Source organism: Nitratireductor soli, from assembly GCF_001050155.1.
Lineage (GTDB): Bacteria > Pseudomonadota > Alphaproteobacteria > Rhizobiales > Rhizobiaceae > Nitratireductor > Nitratireductor soli.
This window is the reverse complement of the sequence record NZ_LFVY01000015.1, coordinates 1-22,179: the sequence shown is the minus strand read 5'-3', so window position 1 is coordinate 22,179 and position 22,179 is coordinate 1. Positions and strand designations below refer to the sequence as shown.

The window sequence follows — 22,179 nt, the reverse complement described above, 5'->3', positions numbered from 1 at the left end:
CGCTCCTACCCGTCGGCCCGCCCGCTGCGCCAGTTGGCTGCATAGGGTAGCACGAACATGTACAGGCCCGTGAAGAGGAGCAGGGCGAGCGGCAGCAACGGCGTGAAATACACCCATTCGGCCGGCTCCCTTCCCATCCCGAGCATGATGAAGATGAAGGCGACGACCGCCGTAAACGCTATGGAAAGCCAGCGGTGAATCTGCCGCACCCATTTGCTCAAGTCCAATGGTTGTTCCTCCTTCGTGGTCGGGCTTGCAATCGTGTTGAGGCGGGCCGCCGGGGCGGCCCGATGGTGGTTCCCACGCGGCCGTCAGTCGATCCGCGCAAGAACCTCTTCCAGGTTGGCGAAAAAGCGCGGCCATCCGGCCTGGGCGCCCCGGTAATAGGGCTGCTGGTCCGATCGAAAGCCTTCCTGCTCCATGCGCAGGAGCGTTCCCGTGCCGGTCGGCGTGAGGGTCCAGGTGACGACGCTTCTGAGGTCCTTGGTGTCCCAGCTGTAGGACAGCGCCCTGTTCGGTTCGACTGCCTGGACCTTGCAATCGACGCTGCCCCAGTCGGCTGTCAGATTGAAACGATGGTCCATAACGGGTCTGAACGCATTCTTCATGAGCCACTCCTCGATCAGGTGTGGTTGCGTGAGCGCACGCCAGATCTTTTCCGGCGGGTGGGGCATTTCCCGCTCGACGACGACGGAAAGCGTTTCGGGCGCGGCATCGTTCATTGGTCCATCCTTTTCAGCAGGTCTTCAAGGTCATCGAACCGGTTTTGCCAGAAGCCGTTCATCCGGTTCGTCCAGTCGACCAGCGGGGCCAGGGCATCGAGCTCGGCGCTATAGTGCGTTTGGCGTCCTTCCTGGCGGTCACGTACGAGCCCGGCCCGTTTCAGGATCGCCAGATGTTTTGACACGGCGGGCTGCGAGACCCCGGCCCTGGCGGTCAAGGCCGCGACGGTCGTGTCTCCGTCGCGGCACAGCCGCTCGAAGATCGCCCGTCGCGTCGGGTCGGCGAGTGTCTTGAAGAGGACATGATGGGGCTCTGGCATGAAATCGATAACTCTCTGGTTATTAATCTGTTCAATAACCGGAGAGTTATTCGTGAGTCAAGCGGGAGCCGGACGGCGAGCGATCTTCCGTGCAATCTTCCGCTTCATTCGCCAATAAGTTGTGGATTCTGGCGTGAGCCCGATTGCTGCGGGGGCATTGCCTCGATATCGTATCGGTTACATCGTGTCATGATGCCGTTGCGGACGGTCAGCGTTGCGTCACGCGTGACAGTGATTGCCTTGGCAAGTGCAACGGGTTGCGTTTCGCGGGGAGTTTTGTCTCCGTGCACGAAATTACCCCTGTTTTGCGTTGCGTGTTCTTTGCCGTTTTTGCGGTCAGGTGGAAACACTTGACGTGCATAAATGCGGAACGTGCATAAGTGCGGAAATCAAAGAAATGGAGTGCCCTTGTGTAGCGCCCTTGTGTAGCGCCCTTGTGTAGCGCCCGAATGTGTAGCGCCCGAATGGGCGCATGGCTCTCTGGCGTAAACGATCATTGCTGACAGATTTGACAAGGGAAAGACTGGGATTTCGGCCCAGTCTTCATTTTTCAACCAGTCTTCATTCTTCAAAGAGCCGCGCATCCTGGCCAATGCGCGGCTCTCTTTTCTGGTTCCGGCCCGGTTTTCCCGGAATCGTGCCGTTCGCTTTCGCCCGGTCGGCCTCAGTTCGGCTGGCAGAAATGCCGGCGGCCGTCGTAACCCATGAAGGTGCCGCTGCGCGCGTCGAAGCTGCGATAGCGCGTCGAGCAATAGCGGTACCACTCGCGCGACCATGGCTCCAATGTGCTGCGGTAATAGGTCGGCTGAGCGTATGGCCTGTTGTAGCGTTGCTCCGCCGGATAGTAGTCGCGCTCTACCGGATAGTAATCGCGTTCGACCGGGTAATAGCGGCGTGGCGGATCGATGTAGACGCGATCGTTGCGGCGCGAGTCCGACAGCAGGCCGCCAACGATGGCGCCCGCCGCCAGGCCGAGAACACCGGCGGCCACCGCGTCGCCATTGCTTCTGTGATGCCTGTGCCAGCGGTCGGCGCTCGCCGTTGAAACGGCGCTGAGCGTCATCGCCGCCACGGCCAGGGAAAGAATGCTCGTCTTCAGGATGCTCTTCATCGGGTTACCTCTTCGTCAAGCGCTGCCGGGTGTCGGGGAGGGGCGGCAGCTTTGCTAGGGGAAATAGGCAAACGCATCTGAATGCCAGCTGAACAAGGCTCCACAGGGCATTCACCGATGGATTCGCGTTGTAACCGGCCGTGTGCGCAAAGCGGCGCGGCTTCGCCGCTTTCGCCCGTCATGCCATCGGATGCCAAGGCCGCAATCAAGGCCGCAATGCAGGGCGACGACCGGAAAAGACTGCGGCGAACGGAGCGTCGCTGCGCCCTGCACGAGCGCACGGAAAACAAGCCGGCGCCTTGTGGGCCGGTTCCCGTCGGTTGCTCTCGCCGCCGCCTTGCCGGAGCGCCCTGCTTGTGACGCTCCAGCCAAAGGACCAGGGCATTTTTCGTGAGCACAGGTTCACTCACAATGCCCTGTTCAGTTGTGTCCACCGCATTCAGCGATGCCAAACGAGTCCATTTGGCCGCAAAATGCTCTTAGTGCGAAACCGCCAGGTTGACGGCCTTCGGTCCCTTGCCGCGCTTGTCCGGCTCGGTCTCGAAACTCACTTTCTGCCCGTCTTCAAGGCCGGGCAGGCCGGAGGCCTGAACGGCTGAGATGTGAACGAATACATCGGCTCCGCCGGCATCCGGGGTGATGAACCCGAACCCCTTGGCCTGATTGAAGAACTTTACGATACCACTCTGCGACATAGGAAGGAGTCCTTTCTCCCTTCATGCTGGTCTCTGCGGGCAAACCTCTTGCCGGGTTTCGGCCCATGGCGTCATCGGTCGTTTACTGGGGGAGAAGAAACAGTCAGCTTCGTGCCTCATCTGCTCGGCATGGTCTGGTGGTGCGATCCCAACAGATGGTGCCCATCTGTTTCGGTCAGACCACTGGGACATGGGGTGCGGGACACGGTCCCACAGGCATGTTTTCTCCATAAGCATCGGCGCGACTTCCCGGAGGGCCTTTCCAGAAATTTCTCAACCCAGAAATTCCTCAACCAGGGCATGCTATTCCAGTCTCCGGGCCGGCAAATGCCCGAACAGAGTGAAGCTTCCCCGATTTTTCAGAGACGGGCAAGCGAAACTTTTATGAATAGGACGGGTGGCGAAGTTCATCGCCGATGGGGAACACTGCAGGCAAAGAAAAGGCGCGGCGGAAGACCGCCACGCCGACAATAGATCTCTGTATCAGGCTGAAGGATCAGGCCAGCGACAGATTAACGGCCTTCGGGCCCTTGCCCATGCGGTCCGGCTCGGTCTCGAAGCTGACCTTCTGGCCATCGGCGAGGGTCCTGATGCCGGAGGCTTCGAGGGCGGAGATGTGGACGAACACGTCCTTCGCGCCATCATCCGGCGTAATGAAGCCGAAGCCTTTGGTTTCATTGAAGAATTTAACGGTGCCGGTCTGGGCCATGGGAAACTCCTATTCCCTTTGAGAAGTCGCGTCTGCGCAACGTGCGCAGGTTCACGGTCGTCGAGAGTTTAACAAGGTCGGGGAAAGGGGTCGTCCATCCAAACGCTTCCAGTCTCCAGGTCTGCAATCACCCGAGCGCGCGGGATTAATTACATAAATGGGGGTGCGACACAAGATGTCAGCCGCGCGTTGCTATGCCGTTATCCGGCAAGCCGCGTCCGCCGGTAACCCTCGCGCGCGACCGATGTGCACAGCGCTGCCCATTCGCAGCCGATACAGGCCTTGCGCGTCCGCCCTTTGGCAAAGGCCTGCCGCATGCGCTGGATCAGGGCCGCGTCCGGTCGGACAATGAGCAGGATCGTCTCGCCGGGGATGACGGGCAACACCAGAGACAAAAGCCTTCCGGGCTCCAATCAGGACAGTCAGCCAGGTCGCTTGCGCTGCGATCTTTTTCGGGATAATTTCTCATATATGGAAACAATCCCCACCCAATCCGCGTTCGACAACCGCATCGCCCAGCGGCTGCGCGCCCTGCGTGGCGAGCGGGGCTGGTCGCTCGATGCGCTCGCCGAGCGCAGCAATGTCAGCCGGGCCACCCTGTCGCGGCTGGAAAACGCCGAGGTCAGTCCGACGGCCAGCGTCTTAGGCAGGCTGTGCGCCGCCTATGGCATCACCGTCTCGCGGCTGATGTATCTGGTCGAGGATGATTTTGCCCCGCGCGTCGCCCGCGACGCGCAGGCCGTTTGGGTCGATCCGCAGCATGATTTCCACCGTCGCCTCGTCTCGCCGCCGTCGCGGGCGCTGGGCGGCGAGGTGGTGGAGTGTACGCTTGGTCCGGGCACGCGCATCGCCTATGACGCGCCGCCCAGAAGCGGGCTGGAGCATCATCTCCTTCTCGCCGAGGGCGAACTCACCGTCGGCGTCGATGGGCGGGACCACCGTCTCCAGCCCGGTGATTGCCTGCGTTACCAGTTGCGCGGCCCGAGCGTCTTCTCGACGCCCGCCACGGTCGCGGCACGCTATCTTCTCTTTATCCTGTGAGGGGTCATGAAGGACGAACTGACCATCGCCGTGCTTTCGGCCGAAGAAGCCGGGCGTCACCTGGCGGATCTGGCCTCGCTCCTGCATGCCTGCGTGCATGATGGGGCCAGCATCGGCTTCGTGCTGCCGTTCTCCCTGGCGGAGGCGGAAGCCTTTTGGCGCGGCAAGGTGCTGCCGCCGCTTGGCGCGGGCGGCCGGATTCTGCTGGTTGCCTGGCAGGGCGGGCGGCTCGTCGGGTCGGTGCAGCTCGTCACCGATACGCCGCCCAACCAGCCGCACCGGGCCGAGGCCGCCAAGCTGCTGGTCGACCCGGCCTGTCGCCGTCGCGGCATCGGCCGGGCGCTGATGGCGGCGCTCGAGGCGCACAGCCTGGCGCTCGGGCGCAGCCTGATCACGCTCGACACGCGCAGCGGCGACAAGGCGGAACCGCTCTATGCGGCGCTCGGTTTCGCAACGGCCGGCGTCATCCCCGGCTATTGCCGCGATCCCTTCGATGGCCGCCTCGATGCGACGACCATCATGTTCAAGGCATTGCCGGTCGCGCCTTAGCCTGGTTCTACAGTCGCGTTCCTTCGCGCCCCTAAATCGCCCCACCGGATCAATAGCTTGTGGGCTGACTTATCGAAACAGATGGGGACCATCTGTTTCGGTCAGACCACCAGGCATAGCGGCATCGCCGAAGGCGGGCGCCGCCAGCCGCTCCACATGGGCCTTGAGATCGGCCGGCCAGGCGGCGATGCGGCCGCGGAACGCCTTGGCGTCGCCCGCGTAGAGCGCGCGCGCCGCTTCCTCATAGCCCGGCTGGTCGCCCAGCATCGCCATCATGAAACGGTCGGCCGCCGCCTGCGCCTGGCGGGTGCGTTCGCGCGGCGCGCCGGCGTTGCGGGCCGCATCCACCAGCCGGCGCAGGGTCGCCGATGCGCCGCCCGGCTGGCTGCCCAGCCAGTCCCATTGGCGCGGCAGCAGCGTCACTTCGCGCGCCACCACGCCCAGTTTGGGGCGGCCCGGCGTGCGCGGCGCCTGGGGCTTTCGGGGCGCGGGCGCCAGCCTGGCCGCCATTTCGGCCTTGCTGCCGGTCAGGTTGAAATCGGTCTGCCGTCCCGTCGCGTCGTCGAAGATGAACAGGTCGGCTGCCGGATGCATGTCGAGGACGGCCCGGGCGGCCAGTGCCACCTCGGCCGCCGGTCCGCTGGCCAGGCATTTTTTGCCGTGAAAGGCGGTGTAGGTGGTGGTCATGGTCGTCTCCAGGGAATTTTCCACTTTTTACCCGGGTATAATATTTCTGTCAATATACCCGGGTAAAACTATGGGCGACCGGCTCCCCGGCGGTTGGCGCGGCTGCTTCTGCATGTTGGCTGCAATGGCGTTCCGGCCGGGTCCTAGTGGTGCGATCCCAACAGATGGTCCCCATCTGTTGGGAAAAATCGCCCCACCAGATTAATAGGTCCTGACCCTAGAGGAGATGACGCATGAGAGAACTGATTCTGCTGCGCCATGCGAAATCGAGTTGGGACGATCCGTCGCTTGGCGATTTCGAGCGGCCCTTGGCGCCGCGCGGCCGGCGCGCCGCGCCGCTGATGGGGCGCGAGATTGCCGCGCGCGGCTGGCGTCCCGATCATATGCTGGTTTCGTCGGCGCGCCGGGCGCAGCAGACCTGGCGGCTTGTCGCCGCCGAGCTCGGCGTCGAGGCCGATACGGCCGCCTTCGACGCGGAGCTCTACATGGCGTCTGCCGAGCGGCTTCTGGCGGCGGTCCGCAAGGCTCCGCCGGCGGCGGAGCGCCTGCTTCTGGTCGGCCACAATCCCGGGCTCGAAGGGTTGGCCGCCGCGCTCGCCGGCCCCGGTTCCGATGACGGCGCGCTCGACCGGATGAGCAAGAAATTCCCCAGCGGGGCACTCGCCCGGTTCACGCTGGACGGCCCGTGGCAGGGCCTCGGCTTCGGCGCCGCGCGGCTGGCGCATTTCCTGCGGCCGAAGGATTTTCCCTGAGCGTCTCGCTGATTCTGCTTTCTGGAGGATTGCGTCTCCACCTTCGCCGGGAAATTGGATAAGCTCCGTATCATGCGTGCCGTCCTTGCCCTTCTCGCTTTTGCTTGCGCCTGCCTGCCGGCGCGCGCCGAATGGCGTCTGGAAAACGGCATCGCCATGGCGACGCCCGACGACGGCAACAGCAACATCACCCGGCTGGTGATCGAATGCGGCGCGCCGTTCAACCTTCTGGTCTATGCCTCGGGCGGCCCGGTCCTGCCGGTTGCGGGTGGGGGCGATGGCGGCGTCGAGGCCGATTATTTCTACCAGCCGCATCGGATCGAGGCGGAGGTGGACGGCCATTATTTTCCGCTGGCCGCGGCCGGTTCCGACGATGCGGTGGTGCTGACGGGGCAGGGGACGGAGGCGGAGGGCTACCTGGCCGATCTCGACCCGGGGCTGCTCGACGAGATGCAGCGGGGCCGGCGCCTGACCCTGTCGTTCGATGTGACGCCCGAGCCGAACGCCGAAACCGATTCGCCGTTCGAAACCTTCGCCCGTTTCTCGCTTGCCGGGGCGGCCGAGGTGATCGGCGCCGCCATGCGGGACTGCCCGCCCTCCTGACAGCCTTATGTCAGCATGGGCATGGCGCGGCGGATTCGTGACGGCGCACCCCTTTCCATTTGCCGCGCGCGATTCCATATTCGGCTCATGGCCAAAACACCCGAACACAAGAATGGCGGCTTCGCCGAAGCCCCCCAACCCGGGCTTTCGGGCACGCCGCTCTCCGGCTCGGTCGCCGATTGGGCCGAAGAGATAGCGCGCGAAGCGGAAAAGCCGGCGAAGGCGAAGAAATCCAGAATTCCCGAGCGCTCCTCGAACGCCTCGAAGACCGCGCGCGGCACCTCCATGGGCGGGGCCGCCTCGGCGCGCGAGCGGGCCGCCGCCGGCCTGATGCCCGTCTCCGGGCTCGACGTCACGCTGGAGGAGGCCGAGGGCCTCACCTCGTCCGGCGTCACCGCCACGGTTGCCGCCCTGTCGGCGCTGATCGAGGCCGGCGATCCGAACCTGAAGACCGCCTGGACGCCGCACCGGCCGGCGCGGCCGGAAAAATCCGAAGGCGGCATCGAACTCAAGATGCAGACCGCGTTCAAGCCGTCCGGCGACCAGCCGACGGCCATCGCCGAGCTGGTCCAGGGCGCCAACGCGGCCGAGCGCACCCAGGTGCTGCTCGGCGTCACCGGCTCGGGCAAGACCTTCACCATGGCCAAGGTGATCGAGGCGACGCAGCGCCCCGCCCTGGTGCTCGCCCCCAACAAGACGCTGGCCGCCCAGCTCTATGGCGAGTTCAAGTCGTTCTTCCCCGACAACGCCGTCGAGTATTTCGTCTCCTATTACGATTACTACCAGCCGGAGGCCTATGTCCCGCGCTCCGACACCTTCGTCGAGAAGGAATCCTCCATCAACGAGCAGATCGACCGCATGCGCCATTCGGCGACGCGCTCGCTGATCGAGCGCGACGACTGCATCATCGTCGCCTCCGTCTCCTGCATCTACGGCATCGGCTCGGTCGAGACCTACACGGCCATGACCTTCCAGATGCAGATCGGCGACCGGCTCGACCAGCGGCAGCTGCTGGCCGACCTCGTCGCCCAGCAATACAAGCGCCAGGACATCAATTTCGTCCGCGGCTCGTTCCGCGTGCGCGGCGACACGATCGAGATCTTCCCCGCCCACCTGGAAGACCGCGCCTGGCGCATCTCGCTGTTCGGCGACGAGATCGAAACGATCACCGAGTTCGACCCGCTGACCGGGCAGAAGACCGACGATCTGCAATCGGTCAAGATCTACGCCAATTCGCACTATGTCACGCCGCGCCCGACGCTGAACCAGGCGACCAAGGGCATCAAGGAAGAGCTGAAGCACCGCCTCGTGGAACTGGAGCGCGCCGGCCGCCTGCTGGAAGCCCAGCGCCTCGAACAGCGCACCCGCTTCGATCTCGAAATGCTGGAGGCCACCGGTTCCTGCGCCGGCATCGAGAATTATTCGCGCTATCTCACCGGCCGCGCGCCCGGCGAGCCTCCGCCGACCCTGTTCGAATACATTCCCGACAACGCGCTGGTCTTCGTCGACGAGAGCCACGTCACCATCCCGCAGATCGGCGGCATGTATCGCGGCGACTTCCGCCGCAAGGCGACGCTGGCCGAGTACGGCTTCCGCCTGCCGTCCTGCATGGACAACCGGCCGCTGCGCTTCGAGGAATGGGACGCCATGCGCCCCTCGACCATCGCCGTCTCGGCGACGCCCGGCTCCTGGGAGATGGAGCAGGCCGGCGGCGTCTTCGCCGAGCAGGTCATCCGGCCGACCGGCCTGATCGACCCGCCGGTCGAGGTGCGCCCGGCCAAGGCCCAGGTCGACGACGTGCTCGGCGAGATCCGCGACACGACGGCCAAGGGCTACCGCACGCTGGTCACCGTGCTCACCAAGCGCATGGCCGAGGATCTGACCGAGTATTTGCACGAGCAGGGCGTGCGCGTGCGCTACATGCACTCCGACATCGACACGCTCGAGCGCATCGAAATTCTCCGCGACCTGCGCCTCGGCGCCTTCGACGTGCTGGTCGGCATCAACCTTCTGCGCGAGGGGCTCGACATTCCCGAATGCGGCCTGGTCGCCATTCTCGACGCCGACAAGGAGGGGTTCCTGCGCTCGGAGACGTCGCTGATCCAGACCATCGGGCGCGCCGCGCGCAATATCGACGGCCACGTCATCCTCTATGCCGACCAGATCACCGGCTCGATGAGCCGCGCCATGGAGGAAACCGGCCGCCGCCGCGAGAAGCAGCTCGAATACAACACGGCCCACGGCATCACGCCCGAAAGCATCAAGAAGAACATCGGCGACATTCTCGGCTCGGTCTACGAGCGCGACCATGTGCGCGCCGAGATCGGCGGGGCCAAGGGCGACGACCTCAACAACCTCGTCGGCAACAACCTCGCCGCCCATCTCGAACATCTGGAAAAGGCCATGCGCGACGCCGCCGCCGATCTCGATTTCGAGGAGGCCGCCCGCCTGCGCGACGAGGTCAAGCGCCTGCGCGAGACGGAACTGGCCATCATGGACGACCCGCTGGCGCGCGACGTCGGCGTGGAAAACACGCAAAAAAGCCGCCGCGACAAGGCGCGCGGCCGCAAGGGTGGCCAGTCCGGCCGGCCGCTCTCCCCCCTCGCGGGGGAGATGCCCGGCAGGGCGGAGGCGGGTGTGCAGGGGCGCGACGCCTCCGAAACCTCCCTGTTCCGCAAGCCGCATCTGGACGAGATGGGCACCGACCGCGTGCTGACGCCGGCGAAGAAAAGCCTGTTCCGCAAGAACGACCTGGACGAGATGACCGTCGGCCGCACGGAAAAGCCGGTGGCGAAAACCCCGCCGAAGAAGCCGGACGACGATGTCCGGCCCGTAAAGCGCGGCAAGATCGGCGCGGGCTCCTACGAGGACCCGGCCGACGCGCGCCAGGCCAGGCGCCGCCCGGGCAAGACGGGCAGGCCGGGGCGCTAGCCTTTCCGCCGTCATCCCGGGCCCGCAGGCACCGGAACCCATTGACGGGATGCACGAAGGTGCCGGCTGCCGCTGCGGGCGCAAAAATTTCTCTCGCCGGTGTCGGATCGCGCCGGCATTCTTCGTCCTTCGGCTGTCACACAACCCCAGGGAGTTTCCCATGTCCTATGTCGATGGTTTCATTGTCGCCGTCCCGAAAGCCAATCTGGAGACCTACAAGAAGATGGCCAGCCTGGCCGGCGGGGTGTGGAAGGAGCACGGCGCGCTCGCCTATGTGGAGGCGGTCGCCGACGACGTGCCCTATGGCGAGGTGACGTCCTTCCCGCGCGCCGTCCAGGCGAAGGACGATGAGACCGTCATCTTCTCCTGGATCGTCTATGAGGACCGCGCCGCCCGCGACGCGATCGTCGCCAGGGTCCTGGCCGACGCCCGCCTGCAGGGCGATGAGTGGAAACAGGTGTTCGACGGCCAGCGCATGATCTATGGCGGCTTCGAGGCGTTCCTGGAGCTTTGAGGGGCGCCGCCATCCGGTATATTCGTAGGGAGAGCCTGGATCTATTGGAAGAAGGCCGGCTCTCCCTGCGGTCGGGATGACGTGCGATTGTCGCCGGCAACCTTTGCGTGTATCATTCGGCGATGGGCGGTTATGTCTACATTCTCGCATCGCGCAAGAACGGCACGCTTTACACGGGTGTCACAAGCGATCTCGAACAGCGGGTTTGGGAGCATCGTGAAGGCATCACTGGTGGCTTTACCGAGAAGTACAGGGTGAAAATGCTGGTCTGGTACCGCGACTATCATGACATCCGCGACGCGATCGACGATGAAAAACGCATCAAGCGCTGGCGGCGCAAGTGGAAACTGGAGATGATCGAAGCGATCAATCCTCAATGGCGGGACCTGTACTCAACGCTGAACCAGTAATCCGCGCTTCCCCCAAACACCGCACACAACGCCGTCATCCCGGAAGCCGCAGGCTATCCGGGACCCATTGGCAGACTGCGCGGGGCGCGGCCCGGTCCTCGTTTCGCTCCCTTCCATCCCGGCGCTTTCTGCGGACCCCGGCCGTGCCGCTCAATGGGTCCCGGCTCTCGCTTCGCTCGGCCGGGATGACGGGGTGGGGATGGCCTGGATGACAGGGTGGGGATGGCCTGGATGAAGGGTAGGGGTGATCGCGATCCTACGCTTGCTGCGCTTTTCTACGTTGCCCCACGTCGTCATCCCCGAAGCTGCTCCGCGCCACCCCACGTCGTCATCCCGGAAGCCGCAGGCTATCCGGGACCCATTGGCAGACTGCGCCGAGCGCGGCCCGGCCCTCGTTTCGCTCCCTTCCATCTCGGCGCCTTCTGCGGACCCCGGCCGCGCCGCTCAATGGGTCCCTGCTCTCGCTTCGCTCGGCCGGGATGACGGGATAGGGGCTGGATGGGGTGGCCTGGATGGGTGGGATCGCGATCCCATGCTTGCTGCGCTTTTCCGCGCCGCACTACGCCGTCATCCCCGAAGCTGCCTTCCATCCGGCCCCGGATCTATAACCTACATGGGGTGGTTTGCGGACCGGCAGCTTCTGGGCAGCGGATCTGGGAAAGCTGCCTTTAGGTGGCTGCAGAACTTCAACCTCAACGTGCCTCAATTGCGGCCGTTCAGGGATAGGATGGGCGCTCCACAAAGAAGTCATTCGCCCATTCGAGAACGATGGTCCGGTCTCCGGCCCTTAACGCCGAGCAGGTTTTAGAAACGCGTCGATCAACGCGATCCATGCGAATGGCCGCCGACGTGCTTTCGACGGCCATTCTTACGATAATTAGGCCGCTGTCTTCTTCGCCCGATGCTTGAGCAACGCCTTCTCGAACTCGCCCACGGCGAACTCGTGGCTGGCTTGGTTCTTGGCGAGCTTCTGCGGGTCGAAGCGCGCCATGTCCAGCACCAAGCGGTAAGCGCCGGCGATATCGCTGAGATACTTCTTGAGGAAGGCACTCGGCTCCGTGGCCCACACCACGCGGTTGTCCTCGATCTCCATCAAGCCTTTTAGGCCGTAAACAAGCGGCATGATTAGGCCGTCGGGATAGCGGTATTTGACCGGGCGGTTGAGATAGTGGGTCATCGGCTGTGTCGCTACATACGACGCTTTGTCCTTGGCGGTGTCGCGTTTGACCGGGTCATACATCTTTACGATCGTGCTCGAACCGAAGCGATAGTGATTCGAGTTATAAGCTTCCGGGAATTCCTCGTAGATTTGGTCGTACAGTGCCGGCAGATCCGCGAGGATATCGAAGCAGCCTTTCACCGTGTCGTTGTGCAGATCGTGCGTCGGCCCTTCCCCTGCAATTGGCGCGGAGACTCCAGGGTGGCGCATGAGCTTATCGAATTGCTTCGAACACTCCCCCTTGTTGCGATAGATATTCTGCGGGGTGACGCTGATGTCCAGCGGCAGCAGATGCGCCTCATTCGCCTTGTTCAGCGGGATCCACGACAGGGCAAGGAGGTCGCGAACTTTGATCGGGCGCGCCTCGCTGCTCTCCCATTCATTGCTCTTCCACTCGACGCGGGCCGCAATCTTGGGATCTAGGCGGTCCCTGATCTCGGTGTAGAAGCCTAGCTTGTTCGACTTAGTTTCTTGCGTTAGCTGGGCGTTGTTATTGCGAGCAGCGCAGATCTCCAGCACTGACATTTCAAACTGCTGGACGGCACCCACATCTTCAATGTCGGAAGGCACGAGAAGCTCAACCGGCACTAAGAAGTCGAAGCTCTCCTTTTCCTTCTCAAGCTCCTTGCGGTATTCGGTCCAGAGTTCCTTCATGTCCTCCCATAGAGCGATGCGGGCAATTTCCCTCTCTTCGGCAACTGCGGAGAGCATGTGCAGGCCGATGGCCAGCATGTTGTGACCACCATCAAGGATGCCCTCGGAAGCGGGGTCCTCGAATGCGAGTTCAAAGCGGTTGCGCTGCAATGTCTCGTAGGTGGACGTGCCGATCAAGATCCCCTTGGACTTGAAAGGGAAAAGCTCGGGGGTCGTCTCCAGCGATTCCAGAATGGCGGTGGTCACGCTCCCGACCTTGGCTGCACGGGGGTTTGCTTCGAGAGAGACGTGATCGAACAGGCTGAAGAGGTCGCGTCCCCGGACGAAACCCGTGTAGCGCTTGATGCCTGCTATCGAATTCTCGCTAGAGACGGAGCTCAACCGCTCTTCGTCACGCGAGTTAGGTTGTTCCGCGACCAGCGCGAAACGAACGATCAATTTGGGAGTTTCAGTCATTTCCAGTCCTTCGTCATAGAAGAGACTGGTCTCGGACCATCGGGCGCACGTGTATGCGCCAATGAAACCGGCATCGCCGATTGACTAGCTGCTTTTCAGCAGCACGATTGCCGAAACCATCTCAGGCTTCTTCTCAGCCTCTATCCAGAGGCACGGTAACCATGATGCAGGCTGCGGTTTTTGTCAATCGGTCGGCGTCTGTTCTTCACATCGTGTGGCGGTTGCTCTACCTCGCCGGAGGCTGGATACGAAGAACGTAGAAGTGAAAATGTCAGGTTCCTGAGATGGTTGCTCAAAATCCGCTGGTCTGCCATCGGCCTCGATGAAGTCGAAAGCCAAGTACTTTTCGAATGGCTGGTTTCGGGTCGCGGCAAGTTAGGCAGAAAGGCCGCAATGCGGTTGCAAGCAGCCGTTTGATCTCAGCCGCAGGAAAGGCAATTCAGGTTGCTCATTCGCTCAAAAGCCGCCAATCCCCTCCCGGCCCCCGTTCCAGCCACTCCACGCATCCGCAGCGAAATTCCCTGCGCCTGAATACTGGTAGACGCTGCTTCCTCCACACCCAACGAGGACAAACCCACACCCCAAAACCCCCTTCCTCCACGCCAACCCCTTGCCAATCCTGCCTTTTCCCGCGTCCGCCCAGAAAATCCCCCGCATTCTTGTCCCCGCGCTTCCAACCGCGCCCATAATCCCCCCATCGCCCTCGCGGGAACCCGGTCCGGACCGGGGGTCGGGGAGGGCGGCGGCAGCCTCCCGCTCCGGGGATCGGTTCCCGGAGCCTTGTGAGGGCCCGCAGCAGGCCGGAATCTCGTGCCGGTGTGCCGCAAGGCAGGCAGGCGCGGAATGCGGAGAAGCCGCGGGGGTGGGGATTGTTCGCCATGCGGACAGGGGCCGGTGAAACGGTTCCTGCGCGCCGAGGGTCCATTCGCGCAAGCGGCGGACCGGAGGCACGCCGGTGGAACGTCCTGCATCCCTTTGACCGGTCGACCGGGGGACAGCGGCCGGCGGGGCGCGTGGTGCGCGCCAGCATTATCCATTCGAGAGGCACGGACAACGCGCCCCGCTTCCCGAACCGACAATGGCCAGACGCGTTCGGCGGGCGTGGCGCTGCCGGCGGCTGGCCGAAAAACCGTGCCGCGCGGCCGGACAGGAACCCGACCAAGGGAGAAGACGATGCAGCAGCAGAAAATGGTTCTGGAAGACATGGCGCGGGCGCTCGGCGTGGCGCGCTGCTCGCTGCCGGAGAGCGCCTTCCCGCTCACCCTGCCGATCGAGCCGCCGCCCTGGTCGCGCGCCGAGATGGTCGTGATGTACCGCTTTCTGGCCAATGAACTGGCGCTGGCGCCGCGCTGCGCCGGCAAGCGCTGCCGCCGTTCAGGCCATTGCTGCGGCGGGTTCGGCGAAAAAGACCCGGCGCCTTGCCTGCCCCTGTGGGACGAGGCGGCGCTCGACCGGCTGCGCGTCGCCTGCGCCGCGCTGATGATCGGCTGGGTCTGCCAGGTGGAGCGCTTCGAGATGGTGATGGGCGAACCGGCATGGCCACGCTGAGCCGGCGCGGAAACATCCATTGCTGGGCCAGTTCGCACCGCATAAATGCGGTGCAAGCAGGAGATAGGGAATTTTGAGTGACCTGTGCACAGTACACGACGCATGCCAATTTCGATCTTGCGGCAACGGCGTTGTGCGTGGTTCGACAAGCTCACCATGAGGGCGGTTGAGCTTGGCAGGATGAGGGCGGTTGAGCTTGGCAGGATGAGGGCGGTTAAGCTTGGCAGGGTGAGGGCGATTGGTTGGCAGGGAGCCTGATTTCGAGACGTGGCAGATGGGCTTGCAGCCCTACACCGCCCTCATGGTGAGCTTGTCGAACCACGCACCGGGTCAATGCAATGGGGTGCAAACCATTGTGTCGTGTCCGATGGCGTCCGAATGGACGCATGGCGCTCTGGAGCAATTCCAGGAAAAGTGGGAACCGGTTTTCCGTCCGGAATTGCGTAAAAACAAAGAGATAGAGCATTTGCGTGTTTCGGAGAAAAGCGGAAATGCTCTAGAAACGCAGCGTGAAGCGCGCCTTGACCGTCTGTTTCGGGGCAAACGTCTCCGTGCCGGCCGACAGGCCGTAATCGGCCTTCACCGTGGCGCGCGGGTTGAGCGCCCAGTCGAAGCCGGCGGTGGCGGCGATGCGCGCCGATTGGCTGATGCTGCGTGTCGCTTCCGCCTCCGGCCGCTCCGGATCAACGTCAGGATCGGGCGTCGTGCGCCGCACGCGGGCGATGCGCCATTCCAGCCCGGCGCGCGGCGTCAGCCGTCCGCGCCGGGTCGAAAGCTGCGTCTCGCCGCCCAGCCCGAGCGCTATTTCCGCCCGGCGCGCCTGCCGGTCGGGGGCTGCGCCGGTGAAGCGCATCCGCGCCACCGTGCCCTGGCTGTAGCCGCGCAGCGTCACCCGGCCCAGATGCAGGTCAAGGTCCAGCCGGCGGCTGGCGCGCAGCATGGCGTAAACCTGGCTGCCGGCGGCGTTCGCCAGCCCGGAGCCACCGTCCGCCCAGCCGGCGAAGCCGCTCTGCGCGCCGCCCAGCGCTGCGTCGAGATAGGTGTCGGGTGTGGCGAAGAACGTGCCGTAAAACGTGTTCGACAGGCTGCCTGCCGCATAGGTGAGGTCGGTCGAAAGCGGCGAGCGGTCATAGGCGAGGCCCACCGCATTGCCGATCAGCAGGCGCCGCGACAGACGCATGTCGGCGCCGAAGGCGATGCCCTTGCTCGACAGCGCCGAGGCGCGCGGGTCGTTGGTGCGCGCCTCGCTCAGCACCGCTTCGCCCGCCGCCCAAGCGGCCAGCCTGTCGGTGCGGCGCAGCTTTTGCGGCGCCAGCGCCCGGCGCGTGTCGAGCACGGTGCTGCGCGCCGCGTCGGCGCCCTTCACGTGCAGCCTGAGCAGGCTCGTCGCCGTGTTGCCGCCGTCGGCCCGCAGGCGGCGCGTGGTTGGCCAGCCGCTCGCGCACCAGCGAGAGCTGGCGCGCCTGGCTGTCCATGGCGCGCGCCTGCTGCCGGCTGAACACGGCATTCATGTCATGGCTCTCCTGCGCGGCGCCGGGCGTCGGCGCCAGCCAGGGCGTCAACAGAACGGTCAGCACCGCTGCGAGGAGGGCGGGCCGGGGTGGACGGCAAGGCATGGGCGGCAATCCCGCAATTGACCGCCAGTGGCGATTGCCGGTGCGATCATCGATGGAAATCGGCCGCAAGATAGTCCCGTTCGCGGGGCGAATAAACAGTAACGCCAGGTTTCTGCCTGAAACAAATTGTTTTCATTCGCCGGTGTTGTGCAAATGCAATAGGGCCGGCCGGAGGCTGCGGGGCGCGGCAAGCGGCGATTTCACCCGGCGGAAGAAATGCGTTACGAGGACGCTTCAGACCCCGAACCCACCGAATGGATTGTTGATGAAAATCACCCTCGCCATCCTCGCCGTCCTGGCCTTCGCCGCACCGGTCGCCGTCTGGGCGGCACTGAGTTCGGCCATGTGCGGCCACGCCGCGCGGACCGGCTGCGGGATAGAATTGAGCGACTTCATCGACGATGAATTCATGATGATCGCGGCGCTGCCCTGGCTGCTGGCGGCGGCTCTCGGCTTGCTGGCGTGGCGGGTCGGGCAGAAGCGCTGAGGCGCGCTGGCGTTCTGGTGCACCGGCCTGAACGGGTGGGTGCATCAAGGCGGCGGGCCTTGTGCCGCCTAGAGCGCCATGCGTCCATTCGGATGCATAAAGGACGCTCTATCTCTTTGTTTTTCCGCATTTATGCGGATGTCAGGTGAAACCACCTGACGGCAAAATGCTAAAGGTTTGAGCGTTATGCGTCGAGCCGCGTAACGCCGTCGAGACCGGCCTGGACCAGGTTCAGCGGCATGCGCCGTCCGTCCGCCCAGGAGCGCATCACATGGCCGGCGACCCGCTCGCGGGTCTTGCGGTCGGTACGCCTGACGCCCAGTTCGCTGCACACCGCATCGATGGCATTGCGCATCGCGGTCATTTCCTCGGCGTCGTAAATGCCGGTACGGATATGTGGTACTCGAGACTTGGCCATCATCCGGCCCTCCTCTGCCGTGCGAAGGCGCGATCGTGCTCCTAGTGCCGCCGTCCATCGCCGCTTCGCATTGCCACGGTAGCACGATTATTTCCGCTTTTCATTATGGCGAATCTTTGTTGCAGCCTTGCAACATGCGGATTTGGCGGCGTTTTTGCGGTTCGCAGAAAAAATCATCGCCTTGCGTGAACCAATGTCCGACCTGCCGCGACCCATGGATATCGGGCGGCCGGAAGGGCCGGCCATTCATCGCCAAGGAGGATGACATGACCATCAAACGCATCATCGCTACCGGCCTTCTGGCCGCCACCATCGCCGCCACCGCGCTGTCGGGCGCCATCAACGAAAGCCGTGCCGGCAGTCTGTCGCCGGGCGAGGCGGCGGCGATCGCCGGTGTCGGCGGGCTGATCGTCGGCGGGCTGATCGCCGATTCCCGCCGTCATTACTACGGCCCGTCCTATGCACCGGCTCCCGTCTATGGCGGCGGCTATTCGTGGGAGCGCCATGTGGCGCGCTGCTATGCCCGCTACCGCTCCTACAGCGAGTACAGCGACAGCTATCTCGGCTTCGACGGATACCGCCATCGCTGCCGTCTCTAACCTTCGCCTTCCTCGCAATCGTCAATGAAAGGAGGCCGTTGAACGACGCATGAAGCATTCGACGGGTGACCGCTCCCCGCTCTCCCACATCCGTTGCGGTCATCCCAGGGCCGGCGCATCCCCCCGCGCCGGCCCGTCTTCACGTGGCGCGGCCGGCGGTAACCGGAAGTTATCGCCATCGTCCATCACGCCCGTCGCAAGCGATGTTTCGTGATCGCTCGGCGCGCCGATCTGGGCAAAGCTGCAGCCGCCGCCCCATTCGCGCCACAGGCGTTGCGGGGCGGTGTCTGCGCCTTTGGCCGCTCACGCTGCCCCATTGCCGCCACGGTCCGTGGCCGAACGGCAAAATGCGGCATTGCTGCGGCGTCGTGCGTGTGTGTCGCGGTCATCCTGTTTGATTTGAGATCGGCGGGCATTGCGGCCTATTTTTTGCCTGCCGGTCTGGTTCTCCAGCCCCCCAAGCCTAAACCGAGTGCTGGACCGGCGTCCTTGAAGCATTTTGCAGTCGGGTGAAATCACCTGACGTCCGCATGAATGTGGAGAAACAGAGAGGTGGAGCGTCCTTCATGCGTCCGAACGGACGCATGGCGCTCTGAAGCCAAAGGAGTTCACTTGATGAAGACCATCCTTGCAGCCATCGCCGCGACCGGTTTCCTCACGCTGGCGGCCTATGCCGCCGAAGTCGAAGGCACGGTGCAGACGGTCGATCCGGCGACACAGACGATCGCCCTTGATGACGGCACGGTCTACACGGCGAGCGCCGGCGTCGATCTTACCAGTCTGACGGAAGGCGCCAAAGTCAAGCTGACCGTCGACGACACCACCAATGAAGTGACAGCGGTCGAAGCGCAAATGTAGTCCCGCTTTTCTCCAGCAGTGGAGCCGGCTTCCGCACGGGAGCCGGCTCTTTCGCGTAACAGTGCCGAACCGTTTCGGAACTAACTGTCATAAATCTCTGTTAAGGGGTATTTCTTGAAGAGATTCGACCGTTTGTCGCAGACAAGGCGCACGTTACATCGGAGGCAGAAACCCATGAAGATTGCAGTTCTTGGCGGCGATGGATTCGTCGGCTGGCCGACATCGCTCCACCTGTCGGCGGGCGGGCACGAGGTGCACATCGTCGACAATCTGTCCCGGCGCTGGATCGACACAGAGCTTGGCGTGCAGTCGTTGACGCCGATGGATTCCATCCAGGAGCGGACGCGCATCTGGCATCAGGAAACCGGCCGGCGCATCAGGTTTCACCTGATCGACCTGGCGCGCGATTACGACGTGCTGAAGGCCTGGCTCGCCGAGCATCGGCCGGACGCGATCGTCCATTTCGCCGAGCAGCGCGCCGCGCCCTATTCGATGAAGAGCGATCGGCACAAGAACTACACGGTCAACAACAACACCAATGCGACGCACAATCTGCTCAACGCGATGACCGAGATCGGCCTCGATGCGCATCTGGTGCACCTGGGCACGATGGGCGTCTACGGCTATTCCTCGGTGGGTGCTGCGATCCCCGAAGGCTATCTGCCGGTCGGCGTCGAGACGCTTGCCGGGGAAACGGCGACGCAGGAAATCCTCTATCCGAGCAATCCCGGCTCGATCTACCACATGACCAAATGCCTGGATCAGCTCCTGTTCCAGTTCTACGCCAAGAATGACGGGGTGCGCATCACCGACCTGCATCAAGGCATCGTCTGGGGCACGCACACCAGGGAAACGCTGCTGCATCCGCAACTGATCAACCGCTTCGACTATGACGGCGACTATGGCACGGTGCTCAACCGCTTCCTGATCCAGGCGGCCATCGGCTATCCGCTGACGGTGCATGGCACGGGCGGTCAGACCCGCGCCTTCATCCACATCCAGGATTCGGTGCGCTGCATCGACCTGGCCCTGAAAAGCCCGCCGAAGCGTGGCGACCGGGTGGAGATCTTCAACCAGATGACGGAAACGCACCGGGTGCGGGATCTGGCCGAACTGGTGGCGCGCATGAGCGGCGCAAAGGTCGCCTACCTGCCCAATCCGCGCAAGGAAGCGGCCGAAAACGACCTGGTGGTCAGGAACGACAAATTCCTGGCGCTCGGTCTCAACCCGACGACGCTGGAAGAGGGATTGCTTGGCGAGGTGGTCGATGTGGCGAAGAAGTTCGCCTACCGCGTCGACCGCAGCCGCATCCCGGCGGTTTCCGCCTGGACCAAGGACATCGCGCCGACCATCGAACGCGATCCGGAAGGCAAGCGGCTGAAGAGCGTCGGCTGAGTTGCATCCCGCATGTCCGCAAACGCCTATGTGACGCTCGTCACCAATGCCGACTACGCCATGGGCGCGCTGGCACTGGTGCGTTCGCTGAAACGGACCGGCACCGCAGCCGATATCGTCGTGCTGCACACGGGCGGCGCGCCGGCGGCGGCGCTTGAGCCGCTGTCGGCGCTCGGCGCGCGGCTGGTGCCTGCCGAACTTCTGCCGACGTCCAATGCCTTCAACGCGCGGCATCAGCGCGCCCGGCTGCACGCCAATGCGCCCTTCACCAAGGGCAACAAGCCGGCATTTCACACGCCGCTCGACAATTTCGCCAAGCTGCGGCTGTGGCAACTGACCGATTACGAGACGGTGGTGTTCATCGATGCCGACGCGCTGGTGGTGCGCAGCATCGACCGGCTGTTTTCCTATCCGGAGTTTTCCGCCGCGCCCAATGTCTATGAGAGCCTGGCCGATTTTCACCGGCTGAATTCCGGCGTGTTCGTCGCCAAGCCGTCCGAAGCGACGTTCCGCCAGATGCTGGAAAGGCTTGATAAGCCCGACGCCTTCTGGCCGCGCACCGACCAGACCTTCCTGCAGGAGTTCTTTCCCGCCTGGCACGGCCTGCCGGTGTTCTTCAACATGCTGCAATATGTCTGGTTCAACATGCCGGCGCTGTGGGACTGGAAGTCGGTCCATCTGGTGCACTACCAGTATGAGAAGCCATGGGAGAAGGACCATCCCAAGGCGCGGGAACTGCGACCGCTGATCGACCTCTGGCGTGCCTATCATGACGGAGAGGGGATCCCGGATACCGACACGCTGGACAATCCGGCGCCATGAACGCGCGACACAGCATCGTCTCGGGCGGGACAGGCCTTGTCGGGCGCTTCATCGTCGAGGCGCTGCTGGAGGCGGGGCATCGGGTGACGGTGATGGGCCGCACCCCGCCGTTCGACGGTTTCTTCTCGGCGCCGGTCGCTTTCGCTCCCATTACCCTCGAACCCAAGGCGGCTTCGACGGCCTTGTTCGAGGGCGGCGATTTCTTCATCCATGCCGCTTTCGACCACGTGCCTGGAAAATACCGCGGCGGCGAGGGACAGGATGCGGAGGGTTTTCGCCGCCGCAATCTCGACGGCAGCGTCGCGCTGTTTCGTGCGGCGCGGGCCGCCGGCGTCGCGCGCACCGTGTTCCTGTCGAGCCGCGCCGTCTACGGTCTCCGGCCAGCCGGCGAAACGCTGGACGAGCAAGACGAATGCCGGCCCGATACGCTTTACGGCGCGGTCAAGCTGGAGGCGGAGCAGGCATTGGCGGCGCTTTCGAACGCGGTCTTCGCCGGCATTAGCCTCCGGGTGACCGGCGTCTACGGACCGGCTGGTCCTGGCCGGCCGCACAAATGGGCGGAATTGTTCGAGGACTATCTGGCCGGCCGCACCGTGGCGCCGCGCGCGGGCACGGAGGTGCATGGGGACGATCTGGGCGCGGCTGTGCGGCTGGTGCTGGAGGCCACCACCGATACGGCAACGCCCAGTACGGCAACGCCCAATACGGTAACGCACCGCGTGTTCAACGTTTCGGACATGCTGCTCGACCGGCGCGACCTCCTGGCGATCGTCGCCGACCAGACCGGTTGCGGCAATCCGCTGCCGGAGGCCGCAGATCAAGGCAGCGTCAACGTGATGAGAACCGACCGGCTGATGGCGCTCGGCTGGCGGCCCGGCGGCATGGAGCTTCTTCACCAAACGGTTATGCAGCTACATGGCACTGGTGATGTGTCTTCACCGCTCAGGCATGGATTCTCGGGTCAAGCCCGAGGATGACGAATCGTATGAAAAGACAGGGCCAATCGTTTAGCTTGGTAATTTACAACCTCAATTCTCGTCATCCTCGGGCTTGACCCGAGCAA

The 22,179-nt window shown here is 63.9% G+C and carries 25 protein-coding genes; 14 read left to right on the top strand and 11 right to left on the bottom strand.

The genetic code is table 11. The annotated features are described in order from the left end of the window. Nucleotides 1–5 precede the first annotated feature (5 nt). The 7 genes from AB843_RS18320 to AB843_RS18290 form a co-directional block, all read right to left on the bottom strand. Complete coding sequence (locus AB843_RS18320; RefSeq protein ID WP_048648346.1) at nt 6–227, bottom strand: hypothetical protein; 222 nt, start codon at nt 225–227, stop codon at nt 6–8. An 84-nt stretch (nt 228–311) separates the two neighbouring features. Beyond that, entirely contained in the window at nt 312–722 is a 411-nt protein-coding gene (locus AB843_RS18315; RefSeq protein WP_048648345.1) for an SRPBCC family protein, read from the bottom strand. Beyond that, nucleotides 719–1,042: an ArsR/SmtB family transcription factor gene (locus AB843_RS18310; protein ID WP_048648344.1), complete on the bottom strand. Its 324-nt coding sequence runs from the start codon at nt 1,040–1,042 to the stop codon at nt 719–721. The genes AB843_RS18315 and AB843_RS18310 overlap by 4 nt, the downstream gene beginning before the upstream one ends. A gap of 664 nt (nt 1,043–1,706) precedes the next feature. Next, nucleotides 1,707–2,153, bottom strand: a complete 447-nt coding sequence (locus tag AB843_RS18305; protein WP_048648343.1) for a BA14K family protein — start codon at nt 2,151–2,153, stop codon at nt 1,707–1,709. A gap of 479 nt (nt 2,154–2,632) precedes the next feature. After that, a complete protein-coding gene (locus AB843_RS18300; RefSeq protein WP_048648342.1) occupies nt 2,633–2,848 on the bottom strand; it encodes a cold-shock protein in 216 nt (71 codons plus the stop codon). A gap of 496 nt (nt 2,849–3,344) precedes the next feature. Then, complete coding sequence (locus tag AB843_RS18295; RefSeq protein ID WP_048648341.1) at nt 3,345–3,557, bottom strand: cold-shock protein; 213 nt, start codon at nt 3,555–3,557, stop codon at nt 3,345–3,347. A gap of 200 nt (nt 3,558–3,757) precedes the next feature. Then, entirely contained in the window at nt 3,758–3,952 is a 195-nt protein-coding gene (locus AB843_RS18290; RefSeq protein WP_157384551.1) for a hypothetical protein, read from the bottom strand. Nucleotides 3,953–4,028: 76 nt separating this feature from the next. Between AB843_RS18290 and AB843_RS18285 the strand changes: the two genes are divergently transcribed. Beyond that, nucleotides 4,029–4,598, top strand: a complete 570-nt coding sequence (locus tag AB843_RS18285) for a helix-turn-helix domain-containing protein (protein ID WP_048648339.1) — start codon at nt 4,029–4,031, stop codon at nt 4,596–4,598. Between the two features lie 6 nt (nt 4,599–4,604). Beyond that, entirely contained in the window at nt 4,605–5,147 is a 543-nt protein-coding gene (locus AB843_RS18280) for a GNAT family N-acetyltransferase (RefSeq protein ID WP_048648338.1), read from the top strand. Nucleotides 5,148–5,216: 69 nt separating this feature from the next. Here AB843_RS18280 and AB843_RS18275 read toward each other — a convergent pair whose 3' ends face one another. Continuing rightward, nucleotides 5,217–5,834, bottom strand: coding sequence for a DUF2239 family protein (locus AB843_RS18275; protein WP_048648440.1), 618 nt, complete (start codon nt 5,832–5,834; stop codon nt 5,217–5,219). 233 nt (nt 5,835–6,067) lie between these two features. On the opposite strand from AB843_RS18275, the gene AB843_RS18270 reads away from it, so the two are divergent. The 5 genes from AB843_RS18270 to AB843_RS18250 all read left to right on the top strand — a co-directional run bounded on the left by AB843_RS18270 (nt 6,068) and on the right by AB843_RS18250 (nt 11,044). After that, nucleotides 6,068–6,586, top strand: coding sequence for a SixA phosphatase family protein (locus tag AB843_RS18270; RefSeq protein ID WP_048648337.1), 519 nt, complete (start codon nt 6,068–6,070; stop codon nt 6,584–6,586). A 72-nt stretch (nt 6,587–6,658) separates the two neighbouring features. Then, complete coding sequence (locus AB843_RS18265; RefSeq protein WP_048648336.1) at nt 6,659–7,189, top strand: hypothetical protein; 531 nt, start codon at nt 6,659–6,661, stop codon at nt 7,187–7,189. 87 nt (nt 7,190–7,276) lie between these two features. After that, on the top strand, nt 7,277–10,120 hold the full coding sequence (gene uvrB / locus AB843_RS18260) for an excinuclease ABC subunit UvrB (protein WP_048648335.1): 2,844 nt from the start codon (nt 7,277–7,279) through the stop codon (nt 10,118–10,120). Between the two features lie 160 nt (nt 10,121–10,280). After that, nucleotides 10,281–10,634 (top strand): DUF1428 domain-containing protein, encoded by a 354-nt coding sequence (locus AB843_RS18255; RefSeq protein WP_048648334.1) that lies wholly within the window; start codon nt 10,281–10,283, stop codon nt 10,632–10,634. 122 nt (nt 10,635–10,756) lie between these two features. Continuing rightward, nucleotides 10,757–11,044, top strand: a complete 288-nt coding sequence (locus tag AB843_RS18250; protein WP_048648333.1) for a GIY-YIG nuclease family protein — start codon at nt 10,757–10,759, stop codon at nt 11,042–11,044. A gap of 877 nt (nt 11,045–11,921) precedes the next feature. Here the strand turns inward: AB843_RS18250 and AB843_RS18245 are convergent. Continuing rightward, complete coding sequence (locus AB843_RS18245; protein ID WP_048648332.1) at nt 11,922–13,373, bottom strand: hypothetical protein; 1,452 nt, start codon at nt 13,371–13,373, stop codon at nt 11,922–11,924. 1,173 nt (nt 13,374–14,546) lie between these two features. Here AB843_RS18245 and AB843_RS18240 point away from each other — a divergent pair. Further along, nucleotides 14,547–14,921, top strand: coding sequence for a hypothetical protein (locus AB843_RS18240; protein ID WP_157384550.1), 375 nt, complete (start codon nt 14,547–14,549; stop codon nt 14,919–14,921). 496 nt (nt 14,922–15,417) lie between these two features. Here AB843_RS18240 and AB843_RS18235 read toward each other — a convergent pair whose 3' ends face one another. Next, nucleotides 15,418–16,428, bottom strand: coding sequence for an autotransporter outer membrane beta-barrel domain-containing protein (locus AB843_RS18235; RefSeq protein WP_048648330.1), 1,011 nt, complete (start codon nt 16,426–16,428; stop codon nt 15,418–15,420). Nucleotides 16,429–16,802: 374 nt separating this feature from the next. Here AB843_RS18235 and AB843_RS18230 point away from each other — a divergent pair, with 374 nt between their 5' ends. Further along, a complete protein-coding gene (locus AB843_RS18230; protein ID WP_048648329.1) occupies nt 16,803–17,024 on the top strand; it encodes a hypothetical protein in 222 nt (73 codons plus the stop codon). Nucleotides 17,025–17,208: 184 nt separating this feature from the next. Here the strand turns inward: AB843_RS18230 and AB843_RS18225 are convergent, their stop codons facing one another. Then, nucleotides 17,209–17,442 carry a hypothetical protein gene (locus tag AB843_RS18225; RefSeq protein WP_048648439.1) on the bottom strand — a complete coding sequence of 78 codons (234 nt, stop codon included), beginning with the start codon at nt 17,440–17,442 and terminating at the stop codon, nt 17,209–17,211. 266 nt (nt 17,443–17,708) lie between these two features. Between AB843_RS18225 and AB843_RS18220 the strand changes: the two genes are divergently transcribed. The 5 genes from AB843_RS18220 (at nt 17,709) to AB843_RS18200 (ending at nt 22,093) form a co-directional block, all read left to right on the top strand. Next, the gene (locus AB843_RS18220) at nt 17,709–18,041 is read left to right on the top strand and encodes a BA14K family protein (RefSeq protein WP_048648328.1); all 333 of its coding nucleotides are present in this window, start codon (nt 17,709–17,711) and stop codon (nt 18,039–18,041) included. A gap of 615 nt (nt 18,042–18,656) precedes the next feature. Next, nucleotides 18,657–18,899, top strand: coding sequence for a DUF1344 domain-containing protein (locus AB843_RS18215; protein ID WP_048648327.1), 243 nt, complete (start codon nt 18,657–18,659; stop codon nt 18,897–18,899). 174 nt (nt 18,900–19,073) lie between these two features. Beyond that, on the top strand, nt 19,074–20,294 hold the full coding sequence (locus tag AB843_RS18210; RefSeq protein ID WP_048648326.1) for an NAD-dependent epimerase/dehydratase family protein: 1,221 nt from the start codon (nt 19,074–19,076) through the stop codon (nt 20,292–20,294). A gap of 12 nt (nt 20,295–20,306) precedes the next feature. After that, complete coding sequence (locus tag AB843_RS18205) at nt 20,307–21,116, top strand: glycosyltransferase (RefSeq protein ID WP_048648325.1); 810 nt, start codon at nt 20,307–20,309, stop codon at nt 21,114–21,116. Continuing rightward, nucleotides 21,113–22,093, top strand: coding sequence for an NAD-dependent epimerase/dehydratase family protein (locus AB843_RS18200; protein ID WP_048648324.1), 981 nt, complete (start codon nt 21,113–21,115; stop codon nt 22,091–22,093). Before AB843_RS18205 ends, AB843_RS18200 begins: the two co-directional genes overlap by 4 nt. Nucleotides 22,094–22,179: the final 86 nt, after the last annotated feature.

Coding starts and splice junctions, on each gene's coding strand:
- AB843_RS18315 (WP_048648345.1), bottom strand. CDS start 722: ATGAACGATGCCGCGCCCGAAACGCTTTCCGTCGTCGTCGAGCGGGAA.
- AB843_RS18310 (WP_048648344.1), bottom strand. CDS start 1,042: ATGCCAGAGCCCCATCATGTCCTCTTCAAGACACTCGCCGACCCGACG.
- AB843_RS18305 (WP_048648343.1), bottom strand. CDS start 2,153: ATGAAGAGCATCCTGAAGACGAGCATTCTTTCCCTGGCCGTGGCGGCG.
- AB843_RS18300 (WP_048648342.1), bottom strand. CDS start 2,848: ATGTCGCAGAGTGGTATCGTAAAGTTCTTCAATCAGGCCAAGGGGTTC.
- AB843_RS18295 (WP_048648341.1), bottom strand. CDS start 3,557: ATGGCCCAGACCGGCACCGTTAAATTCTTCAATGAAACCAAAGGCTTC.
- AB843_RS18285 (WP_048648339.1), top strand. CDS start 4,029: ATGGAAACAATCCCCACCCAATCCGCGTTCGACAACCGCATCGCCCAG.
- AB843_RS18280 (WP_048648338.1), top strand. CDS start 4,605: ATGAAGGACGAACTGACCATCGCCGTGCTTTCGGCCGAAGAAGCCGGG.
- AB843_RS18275 (WP_048648440.1), bottom strand. CDS start 5,834: ATGACCACCACCTACACCGCCTTTCACGGCAAAAAATGCCTGGCCAGC.
- AB843_RS18270 (WP_048648337.1), top strand. CDS start 6,068: ATGAGAGAACTGATTCTGCTGCGCCATGCGAAATCGAGTTGGGACGAT.
- AB843_RS18265 (WP_048648336.1), top strand. CDS start 6,659: ATGCGTGCCGTCCTTGCCCTTCTCGCTTTTGCTTGCGCCTGCCTGCCG.
- uvrB (WP_048648335.1), top strand. CDS start 7,277: ATGGCCAAAACACCCGAACACAAGAATGGCGGCTTCGCCGAAGCCCCC.
- AB843_RS18255 (WP_048648334.1), top strand. CDS start 10,281: ATGTCCTATGTCGATGGTTTCATTGTCGCCGTCCCGAAAGCCAATCTG.
- AB843_RS18250 (WP_048648333.1), top strand. CDS start 10,757: ATGGGCGGTTATGTCTACATTCTCGCATCGCGCAAGAACGGCACGCTT.
- AB843_RS18245 (WP_048648332.1), bottom strand. CDS start 13,373: ATGACTGAAACTCCCAAATTGATCGTTCGTTTCGCGCTGGTCGCGGAA.
- AB843_RS18240 (WP_157384550.1), top strand. CDS start 14,547: ATGCAGCAGCAGAAAATGGTTCTGGAAGACATGGCGCGGGCGCTCGGC.
- AB843_RS18235 (WP_048648330.1), bottom strand. CDS start 16,428: ATGCCGTGTTCAGCCGGCAGCAGGCGCGCGCCATGGACAGCCAGGCGC.
- AB843_RS18230 (WP_048648329.1), top strand. CDS start 16,803: ATGAAAATCACCCTCGCCATCCTCGCCGTCCTGGCCTTCGCCGCACCG.
- AB843_RS18225 (WP_048648439.1), bottom strand. CDS start 17,442: ATGGCCAAGTCTCGAGTACCACATATCCGTACCGGCATTTACGACGCC.
- AB843_RS18220 (WP_048648328.1), top strand. CDS start 17,709: ATGACCATCAAACGCATCATCGCTACCGGCCTTCTGGCCGCCACCATC.
- AB843_RS18215 (WP_048648327.1), top strand. CDS start 18,657: ATGAAGACCATCCTTGCAGCCATCGCCGCGACCGGTTTCCTCACGCTG.
- AB843_RS18210 (WP_048648326.1), top strand. CDS start 19,074: ATGAAGATTGCAGTTCTTGGCGGCGATGGATTCGTCGGCTGGCCGACA.
- AB843_RS18205 (WP_048648325.1), top strand. CDS start 20,307: ATGTCCGCAAACGCCTATGTGACGCTCGTCACCAATGCCGACTACGCC.
- AB843_RS18200 (WP_048648324.1), top strand. CDS start 21,113: ATGAACGCGCGACACAGCATCGTCTCGGGCGGGACAGGCCTTGTCGGG.